Here is a 24803-nt window from a genome sequence, read left to right on the forward strand (position 1 = left end):
TTGACATTCTTTATAAAGAATATTATGCTGTGAGGTAGGAAGTGACTTGGACTTGGGAACTTTATCAAGATGTCAATGGGGAAATCCCCAAAGATTTGCTTGCTTTTTTCATCAGGATGATTCCTGAAGAGGAACAACCAGAAAATCCACCAAAACCATTACTAAGTGCTTCCGAAACCAGGCGTCTGCAAGTTAATCTTGGCTACCTCTGTAACAAAGGACTCGCATCACTTACCAGTGGCATATTTGAGAAGCTGGAAGATGACTTGTATGAGTTACGGATGACTAAGAGCGAACATAATCCACGCTTTATCTTAACGGCTGCTACACCTGGGCGTTTCGTGGTGCTGCACGCCTTTATGAAAAAATATGACGACGCTATCAAAGATAGAGACAAAGAACCTGCAAGAGTAAGATTACGTGAATTGCAGCAGAGGAATGATGAAAAAGCCTAATTTTCAAGCTTGGTTGCAGCAAAAGGTAAGCGATGACCCAGAGGTGATTTTGGCGGGTAAGTTAGAGTACCTGCGGCTATATCTTACCGATGCTATGCGGGAAATACGTAATAAATCAGGATTGACTCAGGCACAGCTAGCAGAAAAGCTGGGAGTAAAGCAGGCGGCGGTGTCCAAATTGGAGTCAGCTTTAAAAGAACATGAGTTAGAATCAGTGTTGCACTATTTACATGCTTTGGGCGCAGATTTACTGGTAGCCGTCAAACAAGGGGATGACTTATATCAAGCCAGCGATAACGAAGGTGTATTGCTAGTAGATGTACCAGATGTAGTTTTCCAAAAGGCATTGGCGGCAAACATGAGCGTGCGGGAATATGTGCGTGTAGCCGTTAAGAAGTTTTCTGGTGGGGATGATGTGGTTAAATTCTTGGAAAGTAACGATCCGACAGCAGTGAAAGTTAGAGAGCGTTTGGGTACAAGGACAATCCAAGAAGTTGCGGCTCAATTGGAAAAATGTCTTAGTTTATCTGAAGAAGAAGATAGAATTTTTGCTGTGAAAAATGTGTTGGCTGCTAATGTGACGGGTGGACAAATGAATCGGGGAACTAGCGATGAATTTGATGAAATTGAGTTATTAGATTTAGCTGAAGAATTGCTGGAGAGATTGGCAGATATTTAAACTGGTACAGACTATAGTCTAGCTTGGTGCTATATCTCCAATCTTAAGACGGGGAATTTTACACCCATTGCTTAGACTGATAAAATAATCTTAAAAATTCCAGCGAGTAACTCCAGTTTTGAGGTTTATCATTATTTGCAAGCCCAAGAAATTAAACAACTATTAAGATTACTCATACAGAAAGCATCTGTTATAGATCCTGGTTTAGCGTACTAAGGTAATTTATCCTTTCTTGCAAGATAATTTAGATAAACTCAGTTTAAATTTTGCTGAATTGTTGCGTCATTGGACTAAAAATTACTTATTACTTTGCTGAAGAAAGCTCATACAAGGCGGATCAAGCACTAGCAGGTGTTATTGGTAATTTTGGTGTATTAATTGCACAATTTCCACATGGAAACATAGCTAACAATTTAGATATTGCAATTGCCTGTTACGAGGTTATTGAAATTATTTTTAATTTTGATAATTGTCATAAGTTTTGGGGTATATCTAAAATGAATTTGGGAACTGCCTATGGAAACCGTATTTATGGCGATCAAATAGAGAATTTGGAAAAAGCATTATTAGCTTATCAGGATGCTTTAAAAGTTTATTCTTATGAAGAATTTGCTATAGAGTGGGCAAAAAATCAAAATAATAGAATTTCTTTTTATATCAAAAAAAATAGAATAACAAAAATGAAATTTGACTATTGTGAAATATTAGAAAATATAGTAAAAGTTTGTAATTTAGTATCAGATATATTCAAAAAAAATCTGCTAAAGTGCCAATTTTTATCACCAAAGCCATAATCAAATATTCATATAGGAAAATCTTACAGTTATAAATAAGAATAACTGTAAGACATTTTATATCTTGATTTGATGTTGCATTGTGGGTGTAAGTAAGGTATGAGTAAAATTCTCAACACCTCAAACCCTAATACACCAACCAAAAATTTATTGCCTAATTTTATTTCACTGTTGGACTACTAAAAGTTATTTTCTGTAGTTCACCAGAGGCATGGAATTTAGCTGCGACGACGTGTCCAAGGGCCCCAAATCGCACAGGTAATTCCTGGACTTTGGATATTGACAAATAATGTTTTACCATCCGGGGAGAAGCAAGCACCAGCAAATTCACTGCCATTAAAGGGAGCAGGTATAGCGTTTGCTGCGAAGCGATACACTTCACCTCGTTGGTTAACGCCCTGAACGTATTCTATACCGCTACCATCTTCACACACAAAGAGGTCTCCAAACGGAGCTACAGTAACGTTATCAGGGGCATTAAGTTCCTCAATACCAGTAGACTCCACAACTAGCGTGATAGTATCGTTGCTAGGGTTATAAGCAAAAATTTGTCCTTGTCCTACATTGCCACCATTGGTACAGGTAAAGTAGACCAACCCATTGCCATACCAACAACCTTCACCGCGTGAGAAGATCGCCGCACCATTATTTTGTGCCTGAGTCTTCACGGGAGTTTCATTCGGACCAGGATCGACATTCCCTATTTTTACCCAACTGACTGGTAGTGGTTGGTTTTTATATTGAGCGAAATTCGTCCGAGTATTCACTCTAAACTTTCCGTCAATGACCAGCGCCTCAAGGGTTCCACCACTTCGGAGGTTGCCATATTCATTTGGAATGAAGCGATAGAAGGAGCTAGTTCCATCATCTTCAGTTTGGTATACCCATCCAGTTGCCGGATCGACTGCGATCGCTTCGTGGTTAAAGCGACCCATTGCTACCAGGGGAACTGGGTCGGCAACCTTAATCTCAGATGTTACAGGAACCTCAAAATTATAGCCATGCCTTTTGGCAGCAATAGTCAGAGTCTCTTCACAGCTAACCCAAGAACCCCAAGGAGTCGGCCCACCAGCGCAGTTACGAATAGTCCCCGCCAGAGACACAAAATGTTTTTCTACTCGACGATCGGGGCCAACAACAATAGTTGTTGTACCTCCCCCAATTTGGTCATACACAAATTCCGGACGTGCAACAGCACCATTAGGAGTCGGATTTAACTCGTGATTTCGTACCAGAATTGTCCTGTTGTTAGGGCCGGGAAAAGCAGCCATGCCATCATGAGCGCCTGGTACTTTGTTCCCATCATCCATGAATTGGCCTGTATATGAAATTACGGTGTAGTTAAAACCGGGAGGAAGTTCCAACACGGGGTTTGTGCTCAACTCAACACCATTAAAAGCAACACCAACAAGTTCACCTGCATTTTCAGCCAGTTTCGCTTCTAAGGGGCCATAACCAATTCCTCGTGCAACTTGACCACGAGCAGCCCTAGCATATAAAGCTTCCAAGGGCGAAAGCATTGAAACACCAGCCGCGCTAGCACCAGCTATGGAGAGAAATCTACGTCTTGAAAATGCCATTCTTCTGCTTAGTCTTTTTTCTTGATAATCCAGCGGATTCACTGAAAAGTTATTTGATTCACATTAAGCTTAGATAATGGCTGGTTTAACTGCGGGTTATTCAAGAACTATTCAACTGGCAATAAGTGATGAATTTAATGAAATTTAGCTGGCGGATTTAGCTGAAGAATTATTGGATAAGTTTGCATAATTTTTTGATTAAGCATTACTAAGTGTTATTGAAATTAATATGCAACAAGAATTTGGGGATACAGAATATGAATATGAACATCTGATAACAGCGTATTTAAGTAATATTAAATAGATTTAAAAAAGCCTTTGAAGATTTTGAGCGATCGCGTAGTTTATTTACACTGCTTGTAGTAACGCTGTACCAAAATCGAAAATCCAAAAACAAATATTGGGTGAAGCGAATTGCCCCACCCAATCTGAAATCATCTAAAATTTTGAAGAACTAATTCGCTACTTCAGCTAGTTCAATAATCCGGCCTTCATAGTCCTTGACCAAAAAATTCAGGGGCTTGCTGTTACGAATCTTGAATTTTAAACCGCGCACTTCCACTCGCATTAAAATCATTTCCAGACATTCGTGGTCAAAGCAGACGTGACGTTGCTGATTTTTGCTACCTAAACTTGCACCAGTAATGACGTGTAGCTGGGTATTTTTCTTCAATTGATACCACAGTCCTTCACTGCCATTATTCATCGTTTTGCTAGACAAACTCGGTGAGGTAGACATATAAAGCGGATCGATTCCAGTTGCACCTATGGTTTGTTCGTAGTTGTAGTAGTAGTGCAAAGGCACTTCCGCTGCTGGCAAATCTAGCAGCCCTTCATACAGCTGTCGGGCAATCTCCAAATCTGACACCATCACAGTGTGTACTTTTGGCGCACTGGTGAGGAACATCCACATGGCACCAGCATAAGCCGCCAACAGCATCACCATGATCCCTTGGGTGGAGAAGAGGCTATCCAAAGGCAGGGAGGGCAAAAAGGAGGCTAAAGTAAGGGGACTGAAAAGGAACGATATCACGCTAACTGCTATAACCATGAACAAATAAGGATTCTATAAGGGAGAGGCTTTTATGATTGTCGATTAAGACTAAAATCAAGTCCTTGTTTTTAGTTTATCAATATTTAACTAGTCTGAGTCTGGGGCTACAACTTGAGCAACACCAAGATATTATGCGATTAACTACAAGAGTGCAATTGCCAAAATTATTTTTAACAACTATCAATCTAAAGGCTGATGCAAATTCCTTCTTTTCCTGAAGCTAATCACCCCCTGGTTAAGTCACTGTTTCATCATAGTGACGATGAATTACTGACTCTGTTTCAGCAGTATCCTGATGCTGGCAAGTATTTTACAGTGATTTTTTGCCGCTATAGCCCCATAGTGTATACCTTAATTCGGCATTCGGCGCGATCGCCTGTGCAAGCAGATTATCTGTTTGCCCTCACTTGGCGACATATCTACTACGAACTCGGCGGATTAAATTTAACTCGTGGTGAATCGAACCAAGAAACCTTAACCATGCAAAATTGGTTAATTAACATGACTGCTTTTTGTATTAACGAGATTAAAGTACCACCCACAGAAGCAATCCATTATTCTTTAGAGGCAACTTCGCCGCCGCTATGGTGCTATGTAGAACAAGCATTAGATCAATTACCTCCAATTCTGCGCTTAATTGTGTTGATGTCTCAAACTTTTCATTGGAGTGACACTAGAATTGCTGCTTATTTGCAAGCTGAAGGAGAAGCGATCGCCCCTAACGAAGTAGCCAATTTTCTCCAAGAAGGCTATCGTATGCTAGAGGACAAATTACCCACAGATATTCGTGCTATTTATCTTGGTGAAGATTTTGCTCAAGCGTAGCTTACGTATAAATGCGAGTATTAGTTGTCTTCAAATTAAAATTAAAACTTCACTTTAGACCTTCTACTTAAGCCTGCAATTTGATGGGTAAGTTTTATGAGACAACAGCTTGTATTTCCAAGGCACAAGGTAGACTTAGTTGATGTAACTGGGATTTTTCAGCGTCAAGTATTTTTGCACGGCTTTTTATTGTTTACTTTTTTGCTGACTCCCATAGCGGCGGGTGCGGTTGATATTACCGAACAACTCCACCGTCCTTTAAATAGTTCCGTTGGGCGACAATCGAGAGATGAAGCAGACAGTTTACTGCGTATCGGCGAACAACAATATGCCTCTGGGTATGCTAACAAAACAATTGCCTCTTGCCTGCGGGCACTAGAACTATACCACTCAATTGGCGACCTGAAAGCCCAGGGTTTGGCTTATAATTTGCTTGCTAAGGCTTATATCCAGCTAGGTAGTCCAAAAGAAGCGGAAGATGCTTTACGGCGAGGATTAGCCATCGCTCGTGATACTAAAGATTTTCAATCTCAGATTTTTGTTCTGAATAATATTGCGACATTTCTATTACAAGAAGGAGAATTTGTCGCTGCTGGCAAAACTGCCCAAGAGGCACTTACAATTGCTCAGAATGTCAAAAATATTGAAGGTCAAGGACTATCTTTGAGTAATTTAGGATTAGCCACAGCGAGGTTGGGAGATTATAATAAAGCAATTAAATTATATGAGAATGCTTTAATTTTTCGGCGTCAAACTGGTGATGCCATTGGTGAGGCGAACACCTTAAATAATTTAGGTGAGGCTTATTTAGCATCGGGAAATTATCAAGATACCATTGGTACTTATGGTGCAGCGATGCAGATTGCTAAAATTAATCGCGATCGCACTAATGAATTACGAGCAATTGATGGTTTAGTTACAGCTCACAGTGCTGCCGGTCGCCACCAACGCGCTTTTGATTTATTACAAGAGCGTTTAATACTTGCCAAAGAATTACAAAATGTGCGAGAAGAATTAAAATCTTTTGAATCCTATGCTCAATTATACGAGCAGTTAGGTAATTACCCAACTGCTCGTAATTTTTACGAAAGAGCGATTATACTGGCGCGAAAATTAGAAGACAGCAAACAAGAAGTGCTATTGCTGGATAAACTGACTAAAATGCTCAGGCGGTGAATAAAGTTAGGAGTTAGGAGTTAAGAGTTTGGAGTTTGGTTTAGGAGTAGCTCTTAAGTAGCGTGCGTTATGGCTTTAGCCTAACACGTTGCCATATAACTAACTCCTCACTCCTAACTCCTAACTCCTAACTAATCCTCAATTCTCTTTTAATTAAAGAACACTGAACCGTTTTGCTCAATTCTCAAGGCACTTCTACCTTGACTTGCATCGGCAGTTTCGTTAAATGTAACTTCTAAGGTTCCTGCTTCTGATGAGGTTTGTGGAGTTACCGTCAGTTGTCCGCCATCTTCTCGTTGGAATGTCACGCTTACGGGTACGGTTAAGCGTTGGAGTGTGACACTGGATTTACCTCGTAGCAATCGCGGTGCCGTATCGCCGATGACTTGGTAAGTTACATTAGCCGCAGTGTCATTCACCAACTTGATATCAACTCTACTATTTGTGAGTGCGATCGTAATGTTCGGGGTTTGTGCTGGTTGTACAGGTACCGTAGCACCTGGTTGTGGTGATGTAGGAGGTACTTGGCCCTGGCTTGGTGGAATAGCACCTGGTTGTGGTGAGGTAGGAGGTACTTGCCCTTGAGTTGGTGGAACCGGACTTGGTGGAATAGCACCTGGTTGTGATGGTACTGGAGATTCTTCACCACCGACACCTAATCTTGCTTGTTCTGGTGATGGAGTTGCAGGGACGGGAAGAAGCCCTTGGGCTGCTAGTCTTTGGGTTAGCGCGTTGGGAGGACATCCTTGGGGAACCACAACGCGAGAGTTATGTGGTTCTTCGTAGAAAATACTAGGACAAGGGTTAACGCGGGGGGTAGATTGTTGTGCTACTGCTTGAGGAATCGCTGGCAGTGTAATTAGTAGTCCTCCGCAAATAGCACCTAAAAATTCAGCAGATTTGCGAAAAACTGGATAATTATTAATCATTATTAACTCCTAGAAAGACTTAGGTTGGCTGATTTGGAAAACTTTTAAATGTTAAGAATTTAGGTATCAGAATTCAAAATTTGTCAGGATTTTAGAAAGATAAATATATTAATTCGGTATGTAATCTTAGTTCTTTAACACCTCTGACTTTTGAATTTTGAGTTCTAAATTCTTGAATTACATTTTTAAATTAATAAATATTTACGTGTTTTACATCTAACTCTAGACTTGAAAATCATATATTTTTGGACATAAAATTTACTTCTGAAGGCTGAAAAGCTCAACCATTCAAAAACTGTAGATACTTTGATTATTTTTAGCTTGGGCATTTTGGTATTAATTAATTTCTCTGTTTTTCCAGATGCCGCTAGTAAAAAAGCTAAACATTTACATCTGCCACAAGAAACAATATCGGACCGATATTTGATTGGGTGAAAAACTCGCCATCAACTAAAAAATGCTGATTCCCTACTCCGTACAGACGCCGTTAATCGCGTCTTAACCCACTCCCTGCCTAACAAATTCAAAAATCAAAGCAAATTTATTGAATAGAGAATTTAAGACTCAAGAGTTATTGGTAAAGTCACAGTAAAGGTAGTACCAATACCTTGGGTGCTTTCAACTTGAATATGACCCTGGTGATGTTCGACAATAGCAGCAGCGATCGCTAATCCCAATCCTGAACCACTAACACTGGCTGTAGCTTTATTCCCAGTGCTATGAGTGCGTGCTGGGTCTACCCGATAAAAGCGGTCAAACAAGCGCGGTAAGGCCTCTGGTGGAATTCCAACTCCGGTGTCACTCACTTTAACTTGCAGTTGGCCACTGGCGTAACGTCGCCCAGAAACGCGATGTATTCCCTCTATCCGTGCCAATTCTACTTTCACCTGTCCGCCTGCTGGTGTGTAATGCAAGGCATTCGCAATCAAATTTGTGAACAGTCGCACCAGTTGATCCCAATTGCCCACAAGGGTAAACCAATTTTCTAGTAATTTGGGGCTAGTTTCCGAGGCGGGAGGGTCAACTAAGTCTAGAGTCAAAGCAATTTGTTTTTCAGGAAATAGTAGTTGTTGTTCTTCAATTACTTCCATCAACAAAGCATCCAAAGGACAAGCCGCAAAGGCATCTTTGCTGATACCACTATCTTGTCTTGCTAAAAAGAGTAAATCGTTGACTAACCTACCTAAACGCTGTGTTAACCGTTCCACCATCTTTAACTGTTGCCGATACTGCACAGAAGCAGTAGTTTCTGCCTCTGCTAACTCCAAGTCAGCAAGGGCGACTTGCACATTGGTTTGAATCAAAGTAATGGGACTTCTCAGTTCATGAGAAGCATCAGCAGTAAATTGTTTGAGACGTTGATAAGACTCGCCAACTGGTTCCATAGCTTTACCCGAAAGAAACCAGCCACTTGCTCCCACAGAAACCAGCATTAACCCAATACCCAACGCCAAATCAAAAATAAATTCGCGGCTCGGCTTAGTAACTTCAAACCAAGGATGACTAACACGCAAATATCCTAATACTTGCCGTCCCACTTCCACCCGTTGTGTGACTTGTCGTAATAACAGTGGGGAATGCAGATTATTATCTTGATTTTTTTCTGCCTTAACTACATGGACAGTTTCACCAGTGCGGTTGGCATGAATGGGAATATTTAAAGGTTCAGATAGCGTTGACCAAATTAATTCACCAGTGGGATTAAACCACTCTAGGTCGATGTGGTCATCTTCTACGCTGTTGGCATTCTCAGGAAAACTCGCCTCTACATTCATCAAAAATTTATCAGCGCTGGAATTGACTGGCTCAACTATGAGTCTAGATGCACATGGGTTTGTTGTTAAACATCGCTCTACTATTTCCACTACATGGTTAAGGGTATCGTCAATTCGCTCAATCAGTGTACTACGGACGTATAAATAAACACCGCTTGCAAACAGTAGTAGTAATACAGCAGTTACGGTGGTGTACCAAATTGCCAGACGGCGGCGAGTAGCTTGAAACATATTTTTTACTCCATTTTTTTGACTGATACCAACTCTGTATGAAGATGCATTTAATTTTTTAACGAACCGCCTTCTCTACGAGAGGCTTCCACCAACGCGTAGCGTCTCGTAGAGAAGAGCGCCAAGGTAAGAGTTTGAGAGAGTTTGGCGCAGCTTCACAAAGAAACGGTATGAATATCCTCACTTTACGTATTTATACGGCTAAAAAATACCTAAATATCTGAGTTTTGGTGATTTTGCTGAGGTTGAATTTTTGCTCAACAATTACACTCTTGTTGCAGTAAATCTGCTGAATCCTATTTTATTCTTTACAGGCAGGATAACAAATCAACTTTTTTTTCGAGTATCTATATTTACTGCAAAACTGTTGAATGCATCGAATCAAATAAACGAATAATAAATCCGAATTTTAAATAATTATTAATTTCCCAGATTAACCAATATCAAATACTTTGAACTGCAAACATCTTTTCTTGTGAAATCTTTGAAAAAATCAACTCAGGCAATTGTTAATATCTCCCTAATGAGATTCAAAAAGAAGCTAAAAATTATAGGGATATATTTTTTATCTTCAACGATTTTTTGCAGAATTGTGTGTATTGAAATATCTGCGATCGCCATCACCGTAGACAATCAAAGCAATGTTGATTTAATTGCTAATCCTAACAGACCGTTAATCAAATCTGATGCAATAAATAACTCTCAAAGTCAAGAAATTTTAAAACAAGCTTTAAAAAACGCTAAATCTAATTTAGACAAGCCAAAACAGTTACATAGAACGATAATAGCTGACGTTATCCCAATCGAAGAATATAAAGATAACCCTCCCAAGCCACCCGAAGAAGATGAAGAAAAACCTCAACCAGATACAATTAAACCATCAAATACAAATCAACCAAAACCATATACACTCCAGCAAAGAATACTAATAGAAAAACTACGTCGAACAAAAAAACAACCCCAAGCAACCCAAAAGAAAATAATTATTGATGCTCTGACTGCAAGTGCCACTAGGTATCCTTGGATTACTAATCCTACAGATAACCTGACTTTTAAACCTCAATTATTTAAGCCAAATCAAGACGAAAATTATATAGATACAGATTTAAGTATCAGATTTTCTGAAGATAATCAGGTTATTGAAAAATTTACCTATGGAAAATTTCCTGAATCTGACCAATTTTACTGGGTTCTCGATAACAATAGATTAGTAATTGAAACTAAAGGTACACAAGCAGGTATTCTTTACCAAGGTAGATCTAGAGAAAATTACAGTACCCAAAATATGACATCAACCCAAGCATTTTGGGGTTTACAATCTCTCACTGCTTTACCTGTCAATTTTGACGAGTTAATCGGCGAAGTTGGAGTTGATAATTTTTCTATAGTTTCTATAGCAGGGCAACTAATTAATCCTGAAGGAGTACCTGCTGGGAGAGTGATAATTAATAGCGGAGTTAATCCTGAAGATCCTAATGTCACAATTTTGAGAAATCCTACCCCAAATCTTGGCAGTGGTTCGACTTTGAGTAATCAAGGTGGCGAAGCTTTATTTGATTTATTAGATGCTACTAATACCCCTCGAATTTTGCAAGCCTTTCCGACTACTAATTTAAAGCCTTTATTAGATGGAGGAAATGTTAGACTCGAACGCGGCGAAATTATTCCTAATTCGGCTCTAGAAGCAGCTGGCATTTTTTGGGGCGATATCTTAACAGGTGAAGGTTTTGGTTTTACTGCTCCTGTTTCTTCATTACCAGGCGTTAAGATTGCCCAACGAGGGAGATTTGGTAATCCTGATTTATTAAATATAGCAGTCAATCCTTATCTCACACAAACTGAGAGAGACTTAAGTTATTTAAATTCTTTATTTTGGGTATCTTTTGGCAAAAGAGACCCCCAATTTGAGGTTGTATCCCAGGCTCCACAAAAAACTTCTGATTGGCACAGGTTATATGCTAGCTATCCTCATAACCGCACTATTATTCAATACGACCCAGAAAAAATTAGTGCCAGTTATTCTAATGTTTTTGCTAGCCCAGGATTCTCGATTACAGCTAATTTTAGTGACTTTAATATTGATGGCATACAAACAGTTAATTCTACTTTAGGACTGGCATTAGGTGGAATTTTTAAATTAATTAAAATAGATAATATCGATGAAAGTTTAAAAGAGGCGCGGGAAAGATTTAAAAATGGAGAAAGTTTTGCTGAATTAAATACAAAGTCTACACCAAATCAAAGAAGACAAATTAATAACAGACTTAATCGTACTTTAGCCTATTCTAATGCAGCAAGTAACCTGGAACAAGTATCTGGTAATATGACAATTGAGAGTAAAATTACTCCCAATAATTCTAGTATCTTAGAACTGAGAACAGGAAATCACAAACGCGCCGTCCAATTTTTACAAAGAGATATTGAACTTTTAGATCCAGGCGATACATTCTTTTCAACCCTGAGACTTTCTAATGAAAGATTTGGCCCTTTGACTTTCATAGGAAATCAAATTCCTTTGAATAATACTGGTATTAGTCCCATTAACGAATCTAGTGCCGCTGAAGTTATTTTAACTAATTCCCAAGGCAGACAATTTGTACAAAAATTTAGTTCAGCAGATAATACTATAGTGCCACTTCCAGTCCGGACATTTGATTTGGCATTCGATTATTTTGAACTCACCAGAGTTGACCTCATAGGTGTGAGTTTTAACGGTTTTAATGGTTATCTTTCTTTACCTTCAGTCGAATTATTAGCAGCTGGTTCCAGTGGTGATTTAAACTATAGCGCTAGCCTGGGAACTTGGTTTAATGTAGATGCTCAATCAGCACCAGGAGTTTCTAATAATAATTTAGGATTACCAGAACCATCTGTAGGTATATATGTTACTGCTTTGGTTAACCAGATTAAAACTCATGTCCAGTTAGATGCAAATAAAAAACCAGTAGCTATCAATACTCACGTACCGTCGTTACAAGTTAACTGGAATAGTGCATCGAATGTCAATAATCCTTTGTCTGCCGTCTTAAGCTATTACTTTAATCGTCAACAAAAATATTTAAGCTTTTCTTTAGCGCCTGCGATCGCTTATATTCAAGAAAATAGCAATGGTGAATTATTAGGCTTATTTAGTGGTGAACTCAGCACTAGCACGGGTTTAAATATTAATGCAAACCTAGAATTTGGTGAAAATTTATTCTATGAATTAAAGGGTTTACAAAGACTCGGTACAAATTTCTCTCTTGGTGCTTATGTTAAAAATTATGCCACGAGAAATGTTGGTTTAAATAGCCGAGTCTCTGGCATAAATTACGGATTAATTTTTAGACATCAGTTTCCAGATAATAATGTTTTTTTAGAGTCTCTAATTGGTACGGGCGAAAATGGGTTTGATATGCAAATTAAAGGAGGTTATAGGTTTTAGATGCTGCAAGATGTGGTACATGTAGGGTGCGTTGTCGCGCAGCGCAACGCACCTTGAATGAATTATTTGCGGTGCGTTAGCCTACGGCATAACACACCCTACCTATATTTCAAAAATCAAATGTACTATATGTAGTTTTTTAGAGATCTATATTGATTATTCAATATCCCCAAAAACAGAATAGAGTGATTATTTATTTTCTCAAAAAATTAGAAACTTAAAACTTCTTGCCTATTGTCTCGAAATTCCTGATATTTGTAGATGCAGCCAGAACATTAAATACTTATGAATTATTCTAAAGCTCCTAAACTGTTAGTATCGTTAATTGTCTCAATCAGAGAGCCTGCATCGGTAATTGATGTTAAATTATTGACTGTTTCTACATTTTGATTCAAAAGTGAATTGTTATTGTTTGTTATTACTTCTGTGGCTGTTCCTACCGTGAGAGATAAGGAAGTTATTCTTTCATTAATTGTGCCAATATTTGTAAAAGTAGGTGTGACTGTTAGAGTGGTGCTTGTGCCGGGATTTAAAACATTATTACTAACAGGTAAAAACAGTTCACCACTAACACTTTGATAAGCGCCAGAAGGCGAAACTATAGAAACAGCACCACGCGCCACAGCTTCTTGTGCATTTACTGGCGATGCAATAAAATTAGTTAAACTGATAAAGCCCAGCAAATAAATGCTTTTTTTGCACGTTACAGATAGTTGGCAAAATACGCTATACATGTCTGATTTATTCCTCATGCTGTTTTAAATTGGCATGAGAAATATAGCGGTAACTTCCCAAAAGATTTGATTGCTAGACTACTAAAATTTGGTATAACGATTGACACTTAGGCAATAAAGGCAAAAGGCAAAGGGCAAAAGGCAAGAGTAATTATTGCGTTATTGTCTTGTCCCTATTGCCTTTTAGCTATTGACTATTGCCTATTGCCTCTTGCCTCTTGCCTTATTAAGAAGATTTCGTGAAGTATCTATTTAAACAAAGATTAAAAGCCCGATTTCTTAGAGAAACCGGGTTTATATGGTAATATTGTGGATAAGTTTGGAAATACCGCCCCTAAACTACATTTAAGGGGCTGTATTTTTTCTTAAATCTTTTACATCTTCCCGTTTATCTTATCCCGCATCAAGATTATGGATATAGATAAAGGAGATTGAGTCAGGGAATTAATCTGCCTATTACCAAATATTTCGATGCAAATGCCTAGCGTGGGGATGCACAATGATTTTATCTCTACTGCTGGCAATGCTTCCTAAAACCAAAGCCAAGAAAATCTAGACTAAAAGCCTATGAGTTTTTACACTATCGTGATTTTCTTTGAGCTAACAATCAATCTATTCTAAACCGCCAGCACTATTTGCTCTGACAAGGGTTGCTATGTCTTCAACTGTTGAAAAAGTGTCACTAGTAATTAGTGCTGCGATCGCCCCTTCGATTGTACTGGCATCTGCCACTGTTCCACTACCCGCAGTTGGGGTTACTGTTAAATCTGTGAGAGTTTCTTGGTTTGAACCTATTGTACCAGAACTTGTAAATTCAACCTTAACAGCGCTAAAGTCTGCACCTGGAGCTGCAACTACTTCACCACTAACACTAATAGAAGAACCTGATGGTCTAACGATTGTAACCGCACCACGAGCAGCAGCTTGATCTGCTTTTGCAGGTGCAGCAAAGAAATTGCTAACACCAACTAAACCTAATACGCAAACACTGCCTTTGATAATTGTAGAAAGTTTCATGATTCACAAGCTCCTTGTGTATTCATCTTTGCGTTTTCAATATAACTATTGCTCTCCATAAACATTTCAGTGATAACACTGAATTTTTTCAAAATACTGGTGGTCATAAATTAAAAAAATTAATAAAAAAATTGTGAGTGTAGATCTCAATGCCAACAACAAAATCTCAATTATACAAGAGATTCAGCAAACCTTTTGCCTAATCGATGCCTGTATAGCAGTTGTGGTAATGTTTACTAAACTTTGTATTTTATAAACTACATCTAAAAAATACTAAAGGTATGACTTGAGACTTACTTTTAGACCAAAATCATCTGTAAACTGCGCTTAATAATTGCTCGGAAATTTTCCAAATTAACCATGTCATATCTTTGCTAAATCTTGAGTGCATCTTCATGGGTAATATGCTCTGAGCAATGATTTGAATTCTAAGACATAACGTTTTAGGGGCGCACAGCTGTGCGCCCCTACGAAATATTAATATTCCACATAATTAAAAGCAGCTATAACTAACTGTTGCCTCAGGTAACGCTCAAGCACCATTTAACTTACTATGTTTAGTATCCCCAAGTTAAATGGCTACACCTGCCTGCCCTTAAGTCATTATGGCGAAATCTAAAAAAAGCACTACCCCTATTAATCTTAACGATCCACAATATTATCTTAACCGAGAGTTAAGCTGGTTAGAATTTAATGGCAGAGTTTTACATGAAGCGTGTGACGATCGCACTCCTCTTCTCGAACGCCTGAAGTTTTTAGGAATCTTCTGTTCTAATTTAGATGAGTTTTTCATGGTGCGCGTTGCTGCTTTAAAGCAACAAGTTGAAGCGAAGGTCAGCCTGTTAACTCCCGATGGTCGCACACCACAACAACAGCTAGACGATATTCGGTCTACCCTGATTCCCCAGGTAAAGAAACAGCATCAACATTTTGAGCAAGTACTCCGCCCGCTATTAGCAAATTACGGCATCCATATCCTGAATTATATAGATTTAAATCAGACACAGCGGAATCATCTCGACAGCTATTTTGAAGAACAAGTTTTTCCTGTTTTGACTCCCCTGGCTGTTGACCCCAGTCATCCCTTTCCTTTTATTTCTAATCTCAGTCTGAATTTGGCAGTTGTGGTGAAAAATCCAGACACCGATGAAGAATTTTTTGCCAGAGTTAAAGTTCCTAACGTTCTGCCGCGATTTTTACCGTTACCTCCTGAGTTAGCAACCCTAGATAATGAAAAGCCAATTCATTGGGTTGGCGTACCTTTAGAACAAGCGATCGCTCATAACTTAGAATCTTTATTTCCAGGGATGAATATTCAAGAATATCATCCATTTCGGATTACCCGCGACGCCGATTTAATCTTAGAAGAAGATGAAGCAGATGATTTATTATTAGCGATCGAACAAGAACTGCGAAAACGGCGTTTGGGTGGAAGTCCAGTGCGGCTAGAAATTCAATCCCAAACACCTGAACCAGTGCGATCGCGATTATTGCAAGATTTAGAATTAACAGACAGTGATGTTTACGAAGTAGATGGCCTTTTAGGACTGCGGGATTTGATGTCTTTCATGTCCTTACCACTACCAGAACTCAAAGATCCACCACGTCAATCTGTTGTACCATCACGCCTCCAACGTCTTAGAGAACCCAGTTTAGACCCAGATGCACTAGAAACAGACGAAGGAAAAGACTTTTTTGCGGTAATTCGCGAAAAAGATTTGTTAGTACACCATCCCTATCAATCTTTTTCGGCTTCGGTGGTGCGCTTTATTACCTACGCCGCCTACGACCCGAATGTGCTAGCCATCAAAATGACTCTTTATCGGACTTCTGGCGACTCACCCATCGTTAACGCTTTAATCGCCGCCGCCGAAAATGGCAAGCAGGTATCTGTGCTAGTGGAATTAAAAGCGCGGTTTGATGAAGAAAATAATATTTACTGGGCAAGACGACTAGAAAGAGTTGGAGTTCATGTTGTCTATGGTTTAGTCGGGCTAAAAACTCATAGTAAAACCGTCTTGGTGGTACGACGAGAAAAAGACCGGATGCGTCGCTACGTACATATTGGAACTGGTAATTATAACCCGAAAACTGCACGGTTGTATACAGATTTGGGATTGTTTACTTGCCGTGAAGAAGTGGGTGCTGACATCACAGATTTATTTAATTTCTTAACAGGCTACTCTCGGCAAAAGTCTTATCGAGAGGTGATGGTTGCACCTGTGAATATGCGCGATCGTTTTTTGGCACTTATTCGCCGCGAAATCGAAAATGTTCAAAATGGCTTTTCTGGACGCATTGTTGCCAAAATGAATTCTCTAGTAGATCCAGAAATTATCGCTACTTTATATGAAGCTTCCCGCGCTGGAGTGCAAATTGATTTAATTGTGAGAGGCATTTGTTGTTTACGCCCAGGACTCAAAGACATTAGTGAAAACATTCATATAATCAGCATTGTCGGTCGCTTTCTAGAACACTCTCGGATTTATTATTTTCATAACAACACACAGGAGGAAATTTATATTGGCAGTGCCGACTGGATGCGCCGCAACTTAGATCGACGAGTGGAAGTAATTACCCCAATCAAAGACCCAGATATTGCTAAAGATTTGCAAGAAATTCTAGGAATTATGCTCGCAGATAATCGTCAAGCTTGGGAATTACAAGCCGATGGCACTTATATTCAACGGCGTCCTTATGATGATTCTCCAGAAGCCAATTCTCAAAAAACTCTGCTTAATATGGCCTTACGCTCAACTGGTGTAGCCTCAAACCTGATTGATTAATAAATATTAAGTTCCCCATATCTTGACCGAAAATCAAAGGCGCAAGTTGCTAGCTTCTACCTATTTTGAATCCCTGTCAAGCAAGAATCTGCCAGCTTCTAGCTGTTGGGAGTGTCAAAACTAGATCGACTTAGTTTTCTTTACAAAATTTTAATTTTTTGAAAAGTTATCTAAGTTATTTGTCATAGGTTTATAGAAGTTATTCAACCATAGGATAGAGTAAGTACTGGCACTTATTCCCATAAACTAGAGGGGTTATTGTAAATAATTTTGTCTTTATCCCTCAATGTTAATGTTATCCTGTGAGTTTTCTACCTTGCGCGTTCTAGTAGTTGATGACCACGAACTTACTCGTTTAACCTTACAATTGGCTTTTTCCTGCCAGGAAAATATCCAAGTTGTAGGCTTAGCCAGTAATGGTCAAGAAGCAATAGAAATGGTTAAACGTTGGCAACCTGATGTAATTGTTCTAGACTTACAAATGCCAGTCATGGATGGCTGGAGTGCATCTAGCCAAATCAAAGCTATATCTCCTAACACTCAAATCCTTGCTTACTCTTCAGTAGAGGATGTAAGTTTCCAGAAGACAAAAAAAATGTCTAGCTTTGATGATGTTTGTAAAAAAGACGTACCTACCTCAGAACTAATTGCTTTAGTTAGGCAGTTAGGTATGCGTGCAGGAAATGGCACAGTCACAGAGTGAATGATTGATAATATATTACATTAGCAGCCCAAGCTTAGCTCAATTCCAGGGATTTGAAGACACTATATTCTTAAGAAACGTCGGTATATCCTGAAGTTTAAGGTTACACCGACGCGCTTTTTCATACTTTCTACTCTAATGGAGAGCCTAGCTGAAGGCACTTCCAAATAAAAAAATATCCCACTGTTCACAGTCAACGGTCATCAGTCAGCAACTTCAAGGGGTTGTTTTTATGTCTTGGAGTTCCCTAACTATACTTCTGTTTCCGGAACCGTGCGTCTAAATTCATCAATTAACTCATCTAGTTCCTCCAAAGCCTGATTTACGTCAATTCTTAAAGTTCCCAAGTTTGGCTGTTCCAGTAGACTCAGCAAGTAGTCCCGCTTACTTTGCACTACGGCGATTCGTTCTTTTATAGTCTGTAGATCCATTATTTTTTCTTCGTGTTAAGTACCTTTAAGTTTAAACTTAACTCATAATCTAATATTCTGGAACACTAAGTAGGCTGGGTTTGACTTCCTTTAACCCAAGCGTATTTGCTTCTAAAGACAGTTGGCAAAGGGTTTTAATCCAAAATCCAAAATCCAAAATCCAAAATTGGTATGACTCATTGAGAATGCTGCAAGCAAGATGGGCTAATACTCTTTCGTAATTTGTGACTCATAGCCGATGATAATAAAACTAATACTATTTCATAAAATTCCTACTATAGGTACGTAGGTAGGCGCACACAACTGTAAACCCCTACAGGCAATTCATTTGTTGCCAAGATTTTGAGAAATAGTATGAAATATTAGCAATTTATACTCATCTAAGCTCATGCTAGGCCAAATCTCTTTGGGAACACTCGGTTTAACTATCGGTAGCATATTAACCGTCATTGGCTTTGTTGCCTATGCTGCTGATAATGCGACACTCAATCTTGTCGGATTTTTTTACGGGATTCCTCTATTGTTGGGGGGGCTGGCACTGAAAGCTAATGAACTCAAGCCAATACCCTTTAGCCAACCTACGTCACCATCAACATTAAAATTGCGTCAGCAGCAAGCAACTGTAACTCAAAATAAAATTCGCAAAGACATTACCAGATATTGCTATGGTCAAGATGCCCATTTTGATACAACACTTGATTTTTTGGGTTTGAGTCCTAGCGATGAAGAACGACCAATAGTTACAGGGTTACGAGAAACAGAAGTCAATGGAAGTTACACCTTAATTTTAGAATTTGATTCACCGCTAATACCAATTGACTTATGGCAAAAAAAACAAGAAAAGATGACCAATTATTTCGGGCCTGGAGTTGAAATTCAAATAACCCAACCATCTGAAAATAAAATTGAAGTAGCATTAATAAAAGATGCTCAAAAGGAGCCAATAGTCAATAGTCAATAATATTGGTGACTGGGGACTGGGGACTGAGAGTGTTTATTGTTGACTGAGAAGCGATTACTCTCCCCTGTGCTTCCTCTTCCTCTGCCCCTTTGCTCCCCACCTAATTCATACAATTCAGGCACACAAAGCAATTCCCAATTCAAAATCTAAAATCCAAAATGGTATTACTTTTCTAGACGAACTGCATACCATTGCAAATATTGTCCAGGGCCAATATCTAATTCACAACTGGTGTCGATTAAATGTTGTGCTTGGGTCTCGACAGTATCAAATTTTTGCAAGTCAGGTGGCAAATCTTGAATTTGAAGTTGCTGGATAGTTGTTTTAAGTTTTTCTAATAACTCTGATAATGTCAGAAATTGTTCTGGTTGATTGGTTTCTAGAACAACAAAATTATCTTGTTGATACATTAATGGATTTGGCATTTTTGAGTTTTAGTGAATGTAGATGGTTTTGATTTTTTTTGCAAAAAAATTAGTGTTTATTTTGTATAAAAAGCATAATTTATACAGCAATCAAATCATAAATTTTGTGTAACAATTCTGTAAATAATATCTAAAGATTTTATCTGCTTACTTTGTTACTCTGAGTTTTCCTTGTTTACGCGATCGCTTATTCTTTTGGATTCATCAACAATCATCGAATGCTCGATTTTGGTGTCTTGATTTTAATCTAATTATAAATTTTATTTTGATATATATAAAAATTATATTTTAAATTTTTTATTAATTATATTTATAAAATCTTAATTACTAAATTAATCTGCTCTCAACTGATTTAAGTATCCTAAGTATCCTAAATTCATGAGCGAACATAAGAATTTTTACTGATTTCTTCAAGAATGATTAATTAAAGAATAAACCTTTCTACATAATGAATATCAATCTTATGTAATTATACTAAATCACTTCAATGGTTGACGAATAGACTCAATTGGTTGAATTTAAGTAATATTCCTATTTATTTAGTATTAGCTATATTCTCACTCAGGGTTGACAATTACTTTGACCTATCTAGCTACGTTTTTAAACGAACGACAAAATTAAATAATTAAGCTGTGAATTTACAATTCTCAAGAGAATTGCAATTTAACTTTAATAATGGGGAAATATAACAGTAACATTTCGTCCCTAACCATAGGGGAACAAAAAGGTAGCAATTGCCTTTGAGTTCCAATTATAGATTGTATATGCAAATTAGTTATCTACCGCTTGCTTGGCTCAATAATATTGAGCAGTCTATTCTCAAAAAACAGTTGATTGTCAAGCTAAACATACCCTTGCCACAAATGCTGGCGTCGATGGAAACAGCGATCGCTCCGATGCGATGTGATTGCTCAGCCTTTTTCAGGATAGTCTCGCAAGTAGAATGTAACTCATGTCAGGCATAAGCCCATTTTCTCTTTCTAAGCAACCACCACTGATTCTAGTGGCTGATGACGACAAGACCATTCGAGTGTTGCTGCGTAAAGCTATGGAGCAAGAAGGTTACCGAGTGGTCGAGGTCAATGATGGTAAGCAATGTTTAGATGCTTATGAGACTATTAAACCAGATATAGTTTTGCTGGATGCTGTAATGCCCGTAATGGATGGCTTTACTTGCTGTAAACAATTGCTTCAGATTGCTAGAAATAATCTGATCTCAGCACTCGCAACCTTTGATACTGATTCTGTGCTTGGCAATACTGTAATCTCCAAGATATGGGAGCGAACTCCCATTTTGATGATCACATGCTTGGACGATGAGGAATCTGTAGACCGTGCTTTTGAGGCAGGAGCAACTGATTATGTTACTAAGCCAATTCACTGGCCTGTATTGCGCCAAAGGCTACGCCGACTACTACAGCAAGCGCAAGTATACAAACAGCTAGAAGCAGCAAACCAAGCTTTGCAGCACCTCGCAAATGTTGATGGCTTAACAGGTTTACCGAATCGTCGTCGTTTTGACGATTATCTTAATACTCAGTGGATTAATTTAGCACAGGAGGAATGCCCCCTGTCACTTATTTTATGCGATATCGACTATTTTAAATTTTACAACGATAAATATGGTCATCCTGCCGGCGATGTCTGTTTACAAAAGGTGGGTACTGTCTTAAGCCAAAAGGCACAAAAACATCAGGATTTAGTAGCCCGTTATGGTGGCGAAGAATTTGCTGTGATTATGCCATATACACATGCCTCTGGTGCAGTTCACGTTGCCGCAGGAATGCAAGCAGCAGTCAGAGATTTGCAAATTGTTCATGATGGTTCAGCGGTGAGTCGGTACGTCACCCTCAGTATGGGCGTAGCAACTGTTGTCCCGACTTGGGAATCCTCACCTTTAGATTTAATTGTGCGGGCAGATAAAGCACTCTACCAAGCAAAAGCTGGGGGGCGCGATCGCTTTGTTTCAAGTATTCATTAGACCTTTTGCAGAAGTCCCAAACACCCCACCCCGCCTGCGGGGGGAGACAAAGCATAGCTTTGGGTGTTTGGGGTTCTTATTTTTGATTTATGCAAGAGACTCCATGAACAAAATTCACAACGAAGGAATGAAAATATTTCTTTCCTAGTCACCAGTCCCCAGTCCCCAGTCCCTATTTTCAAGGCAGATCTATTAATCATTGGCCATTAGTCCTTTGTGAGTTCACAAGAACCAATGCCCCATACGCAATGACTAAGAAGGATAAACCGGTAGTGTGAAGTGGAACCATGCCCCATTATTGGGGGCAGAGTCTACCCAAATTTGACCGTAATGTGCTCGAACGATGCGTTGGCATAAACAAAGGCCAATGCCGTAACCTTCTGTACCTTCATCCCGTTGCAGGCGGAAGTGGTTTTCAAAGATGCGATCGCGATTTTCTACAGGAATACCAGGCCCAGTATCACCAATACTGAACTGAACTTTCTGGGTGGTGCGGTGTAATCCAGCAATGCTAATTTTCCCGCCTTTGGGTGTATATTTGATCGCATTATCCAACAGATTTACTACCACCTGCCGGATGCGTTCTGGGTCAGCATATACGCATGGCAAGTCTTTGGGGATATCGGTTTCTACCTCTTGGCATTTTGCGGTGTAGCGATCGCGTAATTCTTCTAGCACATCTAAACACAGTTTACCTAGTTCTACTTTTTGTGGTAAAATAGGTATCTCCGTGTCTTTGCCACGACCTACCTGCAAAAGGTCGGCAATCATCCGGTCAATAATTTTAGTTTGACCGCGGGCTTGTTTTAATAAATGTGCCGTCATGGACGGTTTGAGGCGCTGGAATTCGCCTGTTTCTACATTGTAGTTAGATTGAAGAGTTTCTATGGCGATCGCCGCAGCAGTTAGGGGATTGCGGAGGTCGTGTGCCAACATAGCAATCACTCGGTCTTTAAACTGTAGCTGTTCCTGAAGGTTTTCTTTTTCCTGTTTCAAGCGAAAAATTTCGTCTGAAAGGCGGATAAGTTCAGCAGAAACGGCGACCGAACGAATTGTAGATTTGGGTGAGGCCACCCGACCATTATCGTCTATACGCTCTTGTAAGTCTTCCTGTAATTTTAAATAGGTGTCTACGGCGGTTTGCCAGCGAGGCCACCAGTTTTTCAATTGCGCTACTATATTACTCCCAGCTAGAATCTGCCGTGGCTCCGGATGGATTTTGATTAAAGCTGGTGTTGCTACCAATTTAAAGTGTTCTGCTAAGTAAGGTTGTTGACCAACATCGATTATTTGCAGTTCAAAACTATACTCAGCCTGCAACTCTTTTAAGTAAGCACGTATTCGCTGCACTTGCTGTCGGGACTTTGGGCGGCCATCGACAAAAAGTAGCAGCTGGAGTGGAGCCTCAGAATAAATAGGCTGATCCTGGGAAACTTGCATGTAATCGTGTTTCAGCACTGGTAACAACCCGGCGACGCTTTACAAAAAGTAAAATGGACTAATGGTTGTCGATGGTCGTTGGTTTGTCTTCAATTTAATATCTATTTTAGATTTTTCATACTCATATCAGATCTGCATTTTTGACATAAGATATACGTTTTTGAGCCTTTTGCCTTCTTTTGGCTGACTTCATCTTCAAGAAACACTCATATTCCTTGAATATAAGCCTTATTTGCCCTGAATCAAAATTTTTCGGCAGAGTCAGCATGTCAAAAATTTAATACTATGTCAAATTGGCTAGTACAGCAGTATGTGAATATGATTAGTCGTTTTGAACAAGGGAACACTGAACCAAACGTAGATGCTAATTGTATCCGATCTATCAGGTAGCTGTTAACTATTTAGGCCAAGAGTGTAGTTTTTTCAACTGCCAGTGCGTTCGATGAAGTATCTTTTGTACCTCTATCCAATCAACAGTAGGATTGGCAAATAGTCTATAGTAATTACTGCCTTCATAAATTGCCAGGGACGGGGTGTTGGGGGCCTTTCTCAAACAACTGCTTTGCTATTCCAAAAGAATAGAGGTTAAGTTGCTTTGAAGGAGCTTTGGATAACATACCAGCGATCGCACTTTAAGAGGAAGCACTCACTACTTTTGAGGCTTTTAAGAAACATACGGGAGTGGCGAGGAGAAAGTGTTTGTTTAATCGTTCGGGGGTGATGTGCCGCCTATGTAGCGCTACCAACAAACTCTTCACTAGAGCATAAGTAGCACTCTTGGTAAAGAATCATTGCTAGATGCTACCCAAACGGCTACGACACTTAACTAGGAACTTGAGATTTGAGATTTGAGATTTGAGATTTTTTAGCACTGCTGCTTTTTAGCAAGCTACATACCTCACCCCTAGTGAGTGAAACAAATCTAAAATCCTCAGCAGCGCGCTAGCCTCGTGGTGTGTTTTCATCCAAAATCCAAAACCAGTTAACTGCTTTACATAACCCCTACCCTCAAGAACTAAAAACTTACGCTAAGTTCCTGGAATTACTCAACACTGGCATTTTTCAGACATTTCATTATCCAGCTTACCATCGTCAGATGAATAATCTTCAGAATCGATATTTAAGCCAGCGTTAGCCAATTTCATTGATTCCCCTTTTTTGATGAGGCTAAGGGGGGCTTTATTCATAGTCTACCACTTCAGTTGTTTGGCGATCGCATCAAATTAGTGCATTTGGGCGTAGGTTGACGCTTTTGCTTGCTAGATTGTTATTTAATGAGATATCAATCAATTATCCTGTCTAGTAACGAAAAATCTCAATAACCATCCTAAAATTTGAGTATTTACAGCATAAAACTCCTCTATGGTAACCACTGTGGGTTTATTTATGTTTTTTCCCAAAAA

General features: G+C 39.1%; 21 protein-coding genes. 11 read left to right on the forward strand and 10 right to left on the reverse strand.

Annotated elements, in window-relative coordinates; all coding sequences use genetic code 11:
- Positions 1-41 precede the first annotated feature (41 nt).
- The 3 genes from H6H03_RS17990 to H6H03_RS18000 all read left to right on the forward strand — a co-directional run bounded on the left by H6H03_RS17990 (position 42) and on the right by H6H03_RS18000 (position 1928).
- Positions 42-455, forward strand: coding sequence for a type II toxin-antitoxin system RelE/ParE family toxin (locus H6H03_RS17990; protein WP_190956459.1), 414 nt, complete (start codon positions 42-44; stop codon positions 453-455).
- Positions 439-1134: a helix-turn-helix domain-containing protein gene (locus H6H03_RS17995; RefSeq protein ID WP_242057896.1), complete on the forward strand. Its 696-nt coding sequence runs from the start codon at positions 439-441 to the stop codon at positions 1132-1134. The genes H6H03_RS17990 and H6H03_RS17995 overlap by 17 nt, the downstream gene beginning before the upstream one ends.
- Before the next feature lie 266 nt (positions 1135-1400).
- Positions 1401-1928, forward strand: a complete 528-nt coding sequence (locus H6H03_RS18000) for a hypothetical protein (RefSeq protein WP_190956461.1) — start codon at positions 1401-1403, stop codon at positions 1926-1928.
- A 218-nt stretch (positions 1929-2146) separates the two neighbouring features.
- On the opposite strand, the gene H6H03_RS18005 is transcribed toward H6H03_RS18000, so the two are convergent.
- Positions 2147-3508 carry an alkaline phosphatase PhoX gene (locus tag H6H03_RS18005; protein ID WP_190956464.1) on the reverse strand — a complete coding sequence of 454 codons (1362 nt, stop codon included), beginning with the start codon at positions 3506-3508 and terminating at the stop codon, positions 2147-2149.
- 454 nt (positions 3509-3962) lie between these two features.
- Positions 3963-4559, reverse strand: a complete 597-nt coding sequence (locus H6H03_RS18010) for a glyoxalase-like domain protein (protein WP_190956466.1) — start codon at positions 4557-4559, stop codon at positions 3963-3965.
- 198 nt (positions 4560-4757) lie between these two features.
- On the opposite strand from H6H03_RS18010, the gene H6H03_RS18015 reads away from it, so the two are divergent.
- Together H6H03_RS18015 and H6H03_RS18020 are read left to right on the forward strand one after the other, a co-directional pair.
- The gene (locus H6H03_RS18015) at positions 4758-5387 is read left to right on the forward strand and encodes a sigma-70 family RNA polymerase sigma factor (RefSeq protein WP_190956467.1); all 630 of its coding nucleotides are present in this window, start codon (positions 4758-4760) and stop codon (positions 5385-5387) included.
- A 96-nt stretch (positions 5388-5483) separates the two neighbouring features.
- Entirely contained in the window at positions 5484-6563 is a 1080-nt protein-coding gene (locus tag H6H03_RS18020) for a tetratricopeptide repeat protein (RefSeq protein ID WP_190956468.1), read from the forward strand.
- Positions 6564-6712: 149 nt separating this feature from the next.
- Here H6H03_RS18020 and H6H03_RS18025 read toward each other — a convergent pair whose 3' ends face one another.
- On the reverse strand, positions 6713-7492 hold the full coding sequence (locus tag H6H03_RS18025; protein ID WP_190956469.1) for a hypothetical protein: 780 nt from the start codon (positions 7490-7492) through the stop codon (positions 6713-6715).
- A gap of 557 nt (positions 7493-8049) precedes the next feature.
- Positions 8050-9498 (reverse strand): sensor histidine kinase, encoded by a 1449-nt coding sequence (locus tag H6H03_RS18030; protein ID WP_190956470.1) that lies wholly within the window; start codon positions 9496-9498, stop codon positions 8050-8052.
- A gap of 592 nt (positions 9499-10090) precedes the next feature.
- Here H6H03_RS18030 and H6H03_RS18035 point away from each other — a divergent pair.
- The gene (locus H6H03_RS18035) at positions 10091-12922 is read left to right on the forward strand and encodes a hypothetical protein (protein ID WP_313931872.1); all 2832 of its coding nucleotides are present in this window, start codon (positions 10091-10093) and stop codon (positions 12920-12922) included.
- Between the two features lie 290 nt (positions 12923-13212).
- Here the strand turns inward: H6H03_RS18035 and H6H03_RS18040 are convergent, their stop codons facing one another.
- A complete protein-coding gene (locus H6H03_RS18040) occupies positions 13213-13656 on the reverse strand; it encodes a hypothetical protein (RefSeq protein WP_190956472.1) in 444 nt (147 codons plus the stop codon).
- A 612-nt stretch (positions 13657-14268) separates the two neighbouring features.
- Positions 14269-14673 carry a hypothetical protein gene (locus H6H03_RS18045; RefSeq protein ID WP_190956473.1) on the reverse strand — a complete coding sequence of 135 codons (405 nt, stop codon included), beginning with the start codon at positions 14671-14673 and terminating at the stop codon, positions 14269-14271.
- Positions 14674-15278: 605 nt separating this feature from the next.
- Here H6H03_RS18045 and ppk1 point away from each other — a divergent pair.
- Both ppk1 and H6H03_RS18055 read left to right on the forward strand, forming a co-directional pair.
- Entirely contained in the window at positions 15279-17459 is a 2181-nt protein-coding gene (ppk1, locus tag H6H03_RS18050; protein WP_190956474.1) for a polyphosphate kinase 1, read from the forward strand.
- A 286-nt stretch (positions 17460-17745) separates the two neighbouring features.
- The gene (locus tag H6H03_RS18055) at positions 17746-18162 is read left to right on the forward strand and encodes a response regulator (protein WP_190956475.1); all 417 of its coding nucleotides are present in this window, start codon (positions 17746-17748) and stop codon (positions 18160-18162) included.
- 251 nt (positions 18163-18413) lie between these two features.
- On the opposite strand, the gene H6H03_RS18060 is transcribed toward H6H03_RS18055, so the two are convergent.
- Complete coding sequence (locus tag H6H03_RS18060; RefSeq protein ID WP_190956476.1) at positions 18414-18593, reverse strand: hypothetical protein; 180 nt, start codon at positions 18591-18593, stop codon at positions 18414-18416.
- 388 nt (positions 18594-18981) lie between these two features.
- Here H6H03_RS18060 and H6H03_RS18065 point away from each other — a divergent pair, with 388 nt between their 5' ends.
- Positions 18982-19554 (forward strand): DUF2854 domain-containing protein, encoded by a 573-nt coding sequence (locus H6H03_RS18065; protein WP_190956477.1) that lies wholly within the window; start codon positions 18982-18984, stop codon positions 19552-19554.
- Positions 19555-19718: 164 nt separating this feature from the next.
- On the opposite strand, the gene H6H03_RS18070 is transcribed toward H6H03_RS18065, so the two are convergent.
- A complete protein-coding gene (locus H6H03_RS18070) occupies positions 19719-19979 on the reverse strand; it encodes a chlororespiratory reduction protein 7 (RefSeq protein ID WP_190956478.1) in 261 nt (86 codons plus the stop codon).
- Between the two features lie 764 nt (positions 19980-20743).
- On the opposite strand from H6H03_RS18070, the gene H6H03_RS18075 reads away from it, so the two are divergent.
- Both H6H03_RS18075 and H6H03_RS18080 read left to right on the forward strand, forming a co-directional pair.
- Positions 20744-20944, forward strand: a complete 201-nt coding sequence (locus H6H03_RS18075; RefSeq protein WP_190956479.1) for a hypothetical protein — start codon at positions 20744-20746, stop codon at positions 20942-20944.
- Entirely contained in the window at positions 20932-21960 is a 1029-nt protein-coding gene (locus tag H6H03_RS18080) for a GGDEF domain-containing response regulator (RefSeq protein WP_190956480.1), read from the forward strand. Before H6H03_RS18075 ends, H6H03_RS18080 begins: the two co-directional genes overlap by 13 nt.
- A gap of 252 nt (positions 21961-22212) precedes the next feature.
- On the opposite strand, the gene H6H03_RS18085 is transcribed toward H6H03_RS18080, so the two are convergent.
- The gene (locus tag H6H03_RS18085; RefSeq protein ID WP_190956481.1) at positions 22213-23418 is read right to left on the reverse strand and encodes a histidine kinase; all 1206 of its coding nucleotides are present in this window, start codon (positions 23416-23418) and stop codon (positions 22213-22215) included.
- Between the two features lie 1028 nt (positions 23419-24446).
- The gene (locus tag H6H03_RS18090) at positions 24447-24587 is read right to left on the reverse strand and encodes a hypothetical protein (protein WP_190956482.1); all 141 of its coding nucleotides are present in this window, start codon (positions 24585-24587) and stop codon (positions 24447-24449) included.
- Between the last annotated feature and the right edge of the window lie 216 nt (positions 24588-24803).

Source organism: Nostoc paludosum FACHB-159 (assembly GCF_014698835.1).
GTDB classification, from domain to species: Bacteria; Cyanobacteriota; Cyanobacteriia; order Cyanobacteriales; family Nostocaceae; genus Nostoc; species Nostoc paludosum.

What these genes read in the sequence shown, in the direction of transcription:
- H6H03_RS17995 (WP_242057896.1), top strand. Translation starts at nt 439, where the DNA reads ATGATGAAAAAGCCTAATTTTCAAGCTTGGTTGCAGCAAAAGGTAAGC.
- H6H03_RS18005 (WP_190956464.1), bottom strand. Translation starts at nt 3,508, where the DNA reads ATGGCATTTTCAAGACGTAGATTTCTCTCCATAGCTGGTGCTAGCGCG.
- H6H03_RS18010 (WP_190956466.1), bottom strand. Translation starts at nt 4,559, where the DNA reads ATGGTTATAGCAGTTAGCGTGATATCGTTCCTTTTCAGTCCCCTTACT.
- H6H03_RS18015 (WP_190956467.1), top strand. Translation starts at nt 4,758, where the DNA reads ATGCAAATTCCTTCTTTTCCTGAAGCTAATCACCCCCTGGTTAAGTCA.
- H6H03_RS18020 (WP_190956468.1), top strand. Translation starts at nt 5,484, where the DNA reads ATGAGACAACAGCTTGTATTTCCAAGGCACAAGGTAGACTTAGTTGAT.
- H6H03_RS18025 (WP_190956469.1), bottom strand. Translation starts at nt 7,492, where the DNA reads ATGATTAATAATTATCCAGTTTTTCGCAAATCTGCTGAATTTTTAGGT.
- H6H03_RS18030 (WP_190956470.1), bottom strand. Translation starts at nt 9,498, where the DNA reads ATGTTTCAAGCTACTCGCCGCCGTCTGGCAATTTGGTACACCACCGTA.
- H6H03_RS18040 (WP_190956472.1), bottom strand. Translation starts at nt 13,656, where the DNA reads ATGTATAGCGTATTTTGCCAACTATCTGTAACGTGCAAAAAAAGCATT.
- H6H03_RS18045 (WP_190956473.1), bottom strand. Translation starts at nt 14,673, where the DNA reads ATGAAACTTTCTACAATTATCAAAGGCAGTGTTTGCGTATTAGGTTTA.
- ppk1 (WP_190956474.1), top strand. Translation starts at nt 15,279, where the DNA reads ATGGCGAAATCTAAAAAAAGCACTACCCCTATTAATCTTAACGATCCA.
- H6H03_RS18055 (WP_190956475.1), top strand. Translation starts at nt 17,746, where the DNA reads ATGTTAATGTTATCCTGTGAGTTTTCTACCTTGCGCGTTCTAGTAGTT.
- H6H03_RS18060 (WP_190956476.1), bottom strand. Translation starts at nt 18,593, where the DNA reads ATGGATCTACAGACTATAAAAGAACGAATCGCCGTAGTGCAAAGTAAG.
- H6H03_RS18065 (WP_190956477.1), top strand. Translation starts at nt 18,982, where the DNA reads ATGCTAGGCCAAATCTCTTTGGGAACACTCGGTTTAACTATCGGTAGC.
- H6H03_RS18070 (WP_190956478.1), bottom strand. Translation starts at nt 19,979, where the DNA reads ATGCCAAATCCATTAATGTATCAACAAGATAATTTTGTTGTTCTAGAA.
- H6H03_RS18075 (WP_190956479.1), top strand. Translation starts at nt 20,744, where the DNA reads ATGCAAATTAGTTATCTACCGCTTGCTTGGCTCAATAATATTGAGCAG.
- H6H03_RS18080 (WP_190956480.1), top strand. Translation starts at nt 20,932, where the DNA reads ATGTCAGGCATAAGCCCATTTTCTCTTTCTAAGCAACCACCACTGATT.
- H6H03_RS18090 (WP_190956482.1), bottom strand. Translation starts at nt 24,587, where the DNA reads ATGAATAAAGCCCCCCTTAGCCTCATCAAAAAAGGGGAATCAATGAAA.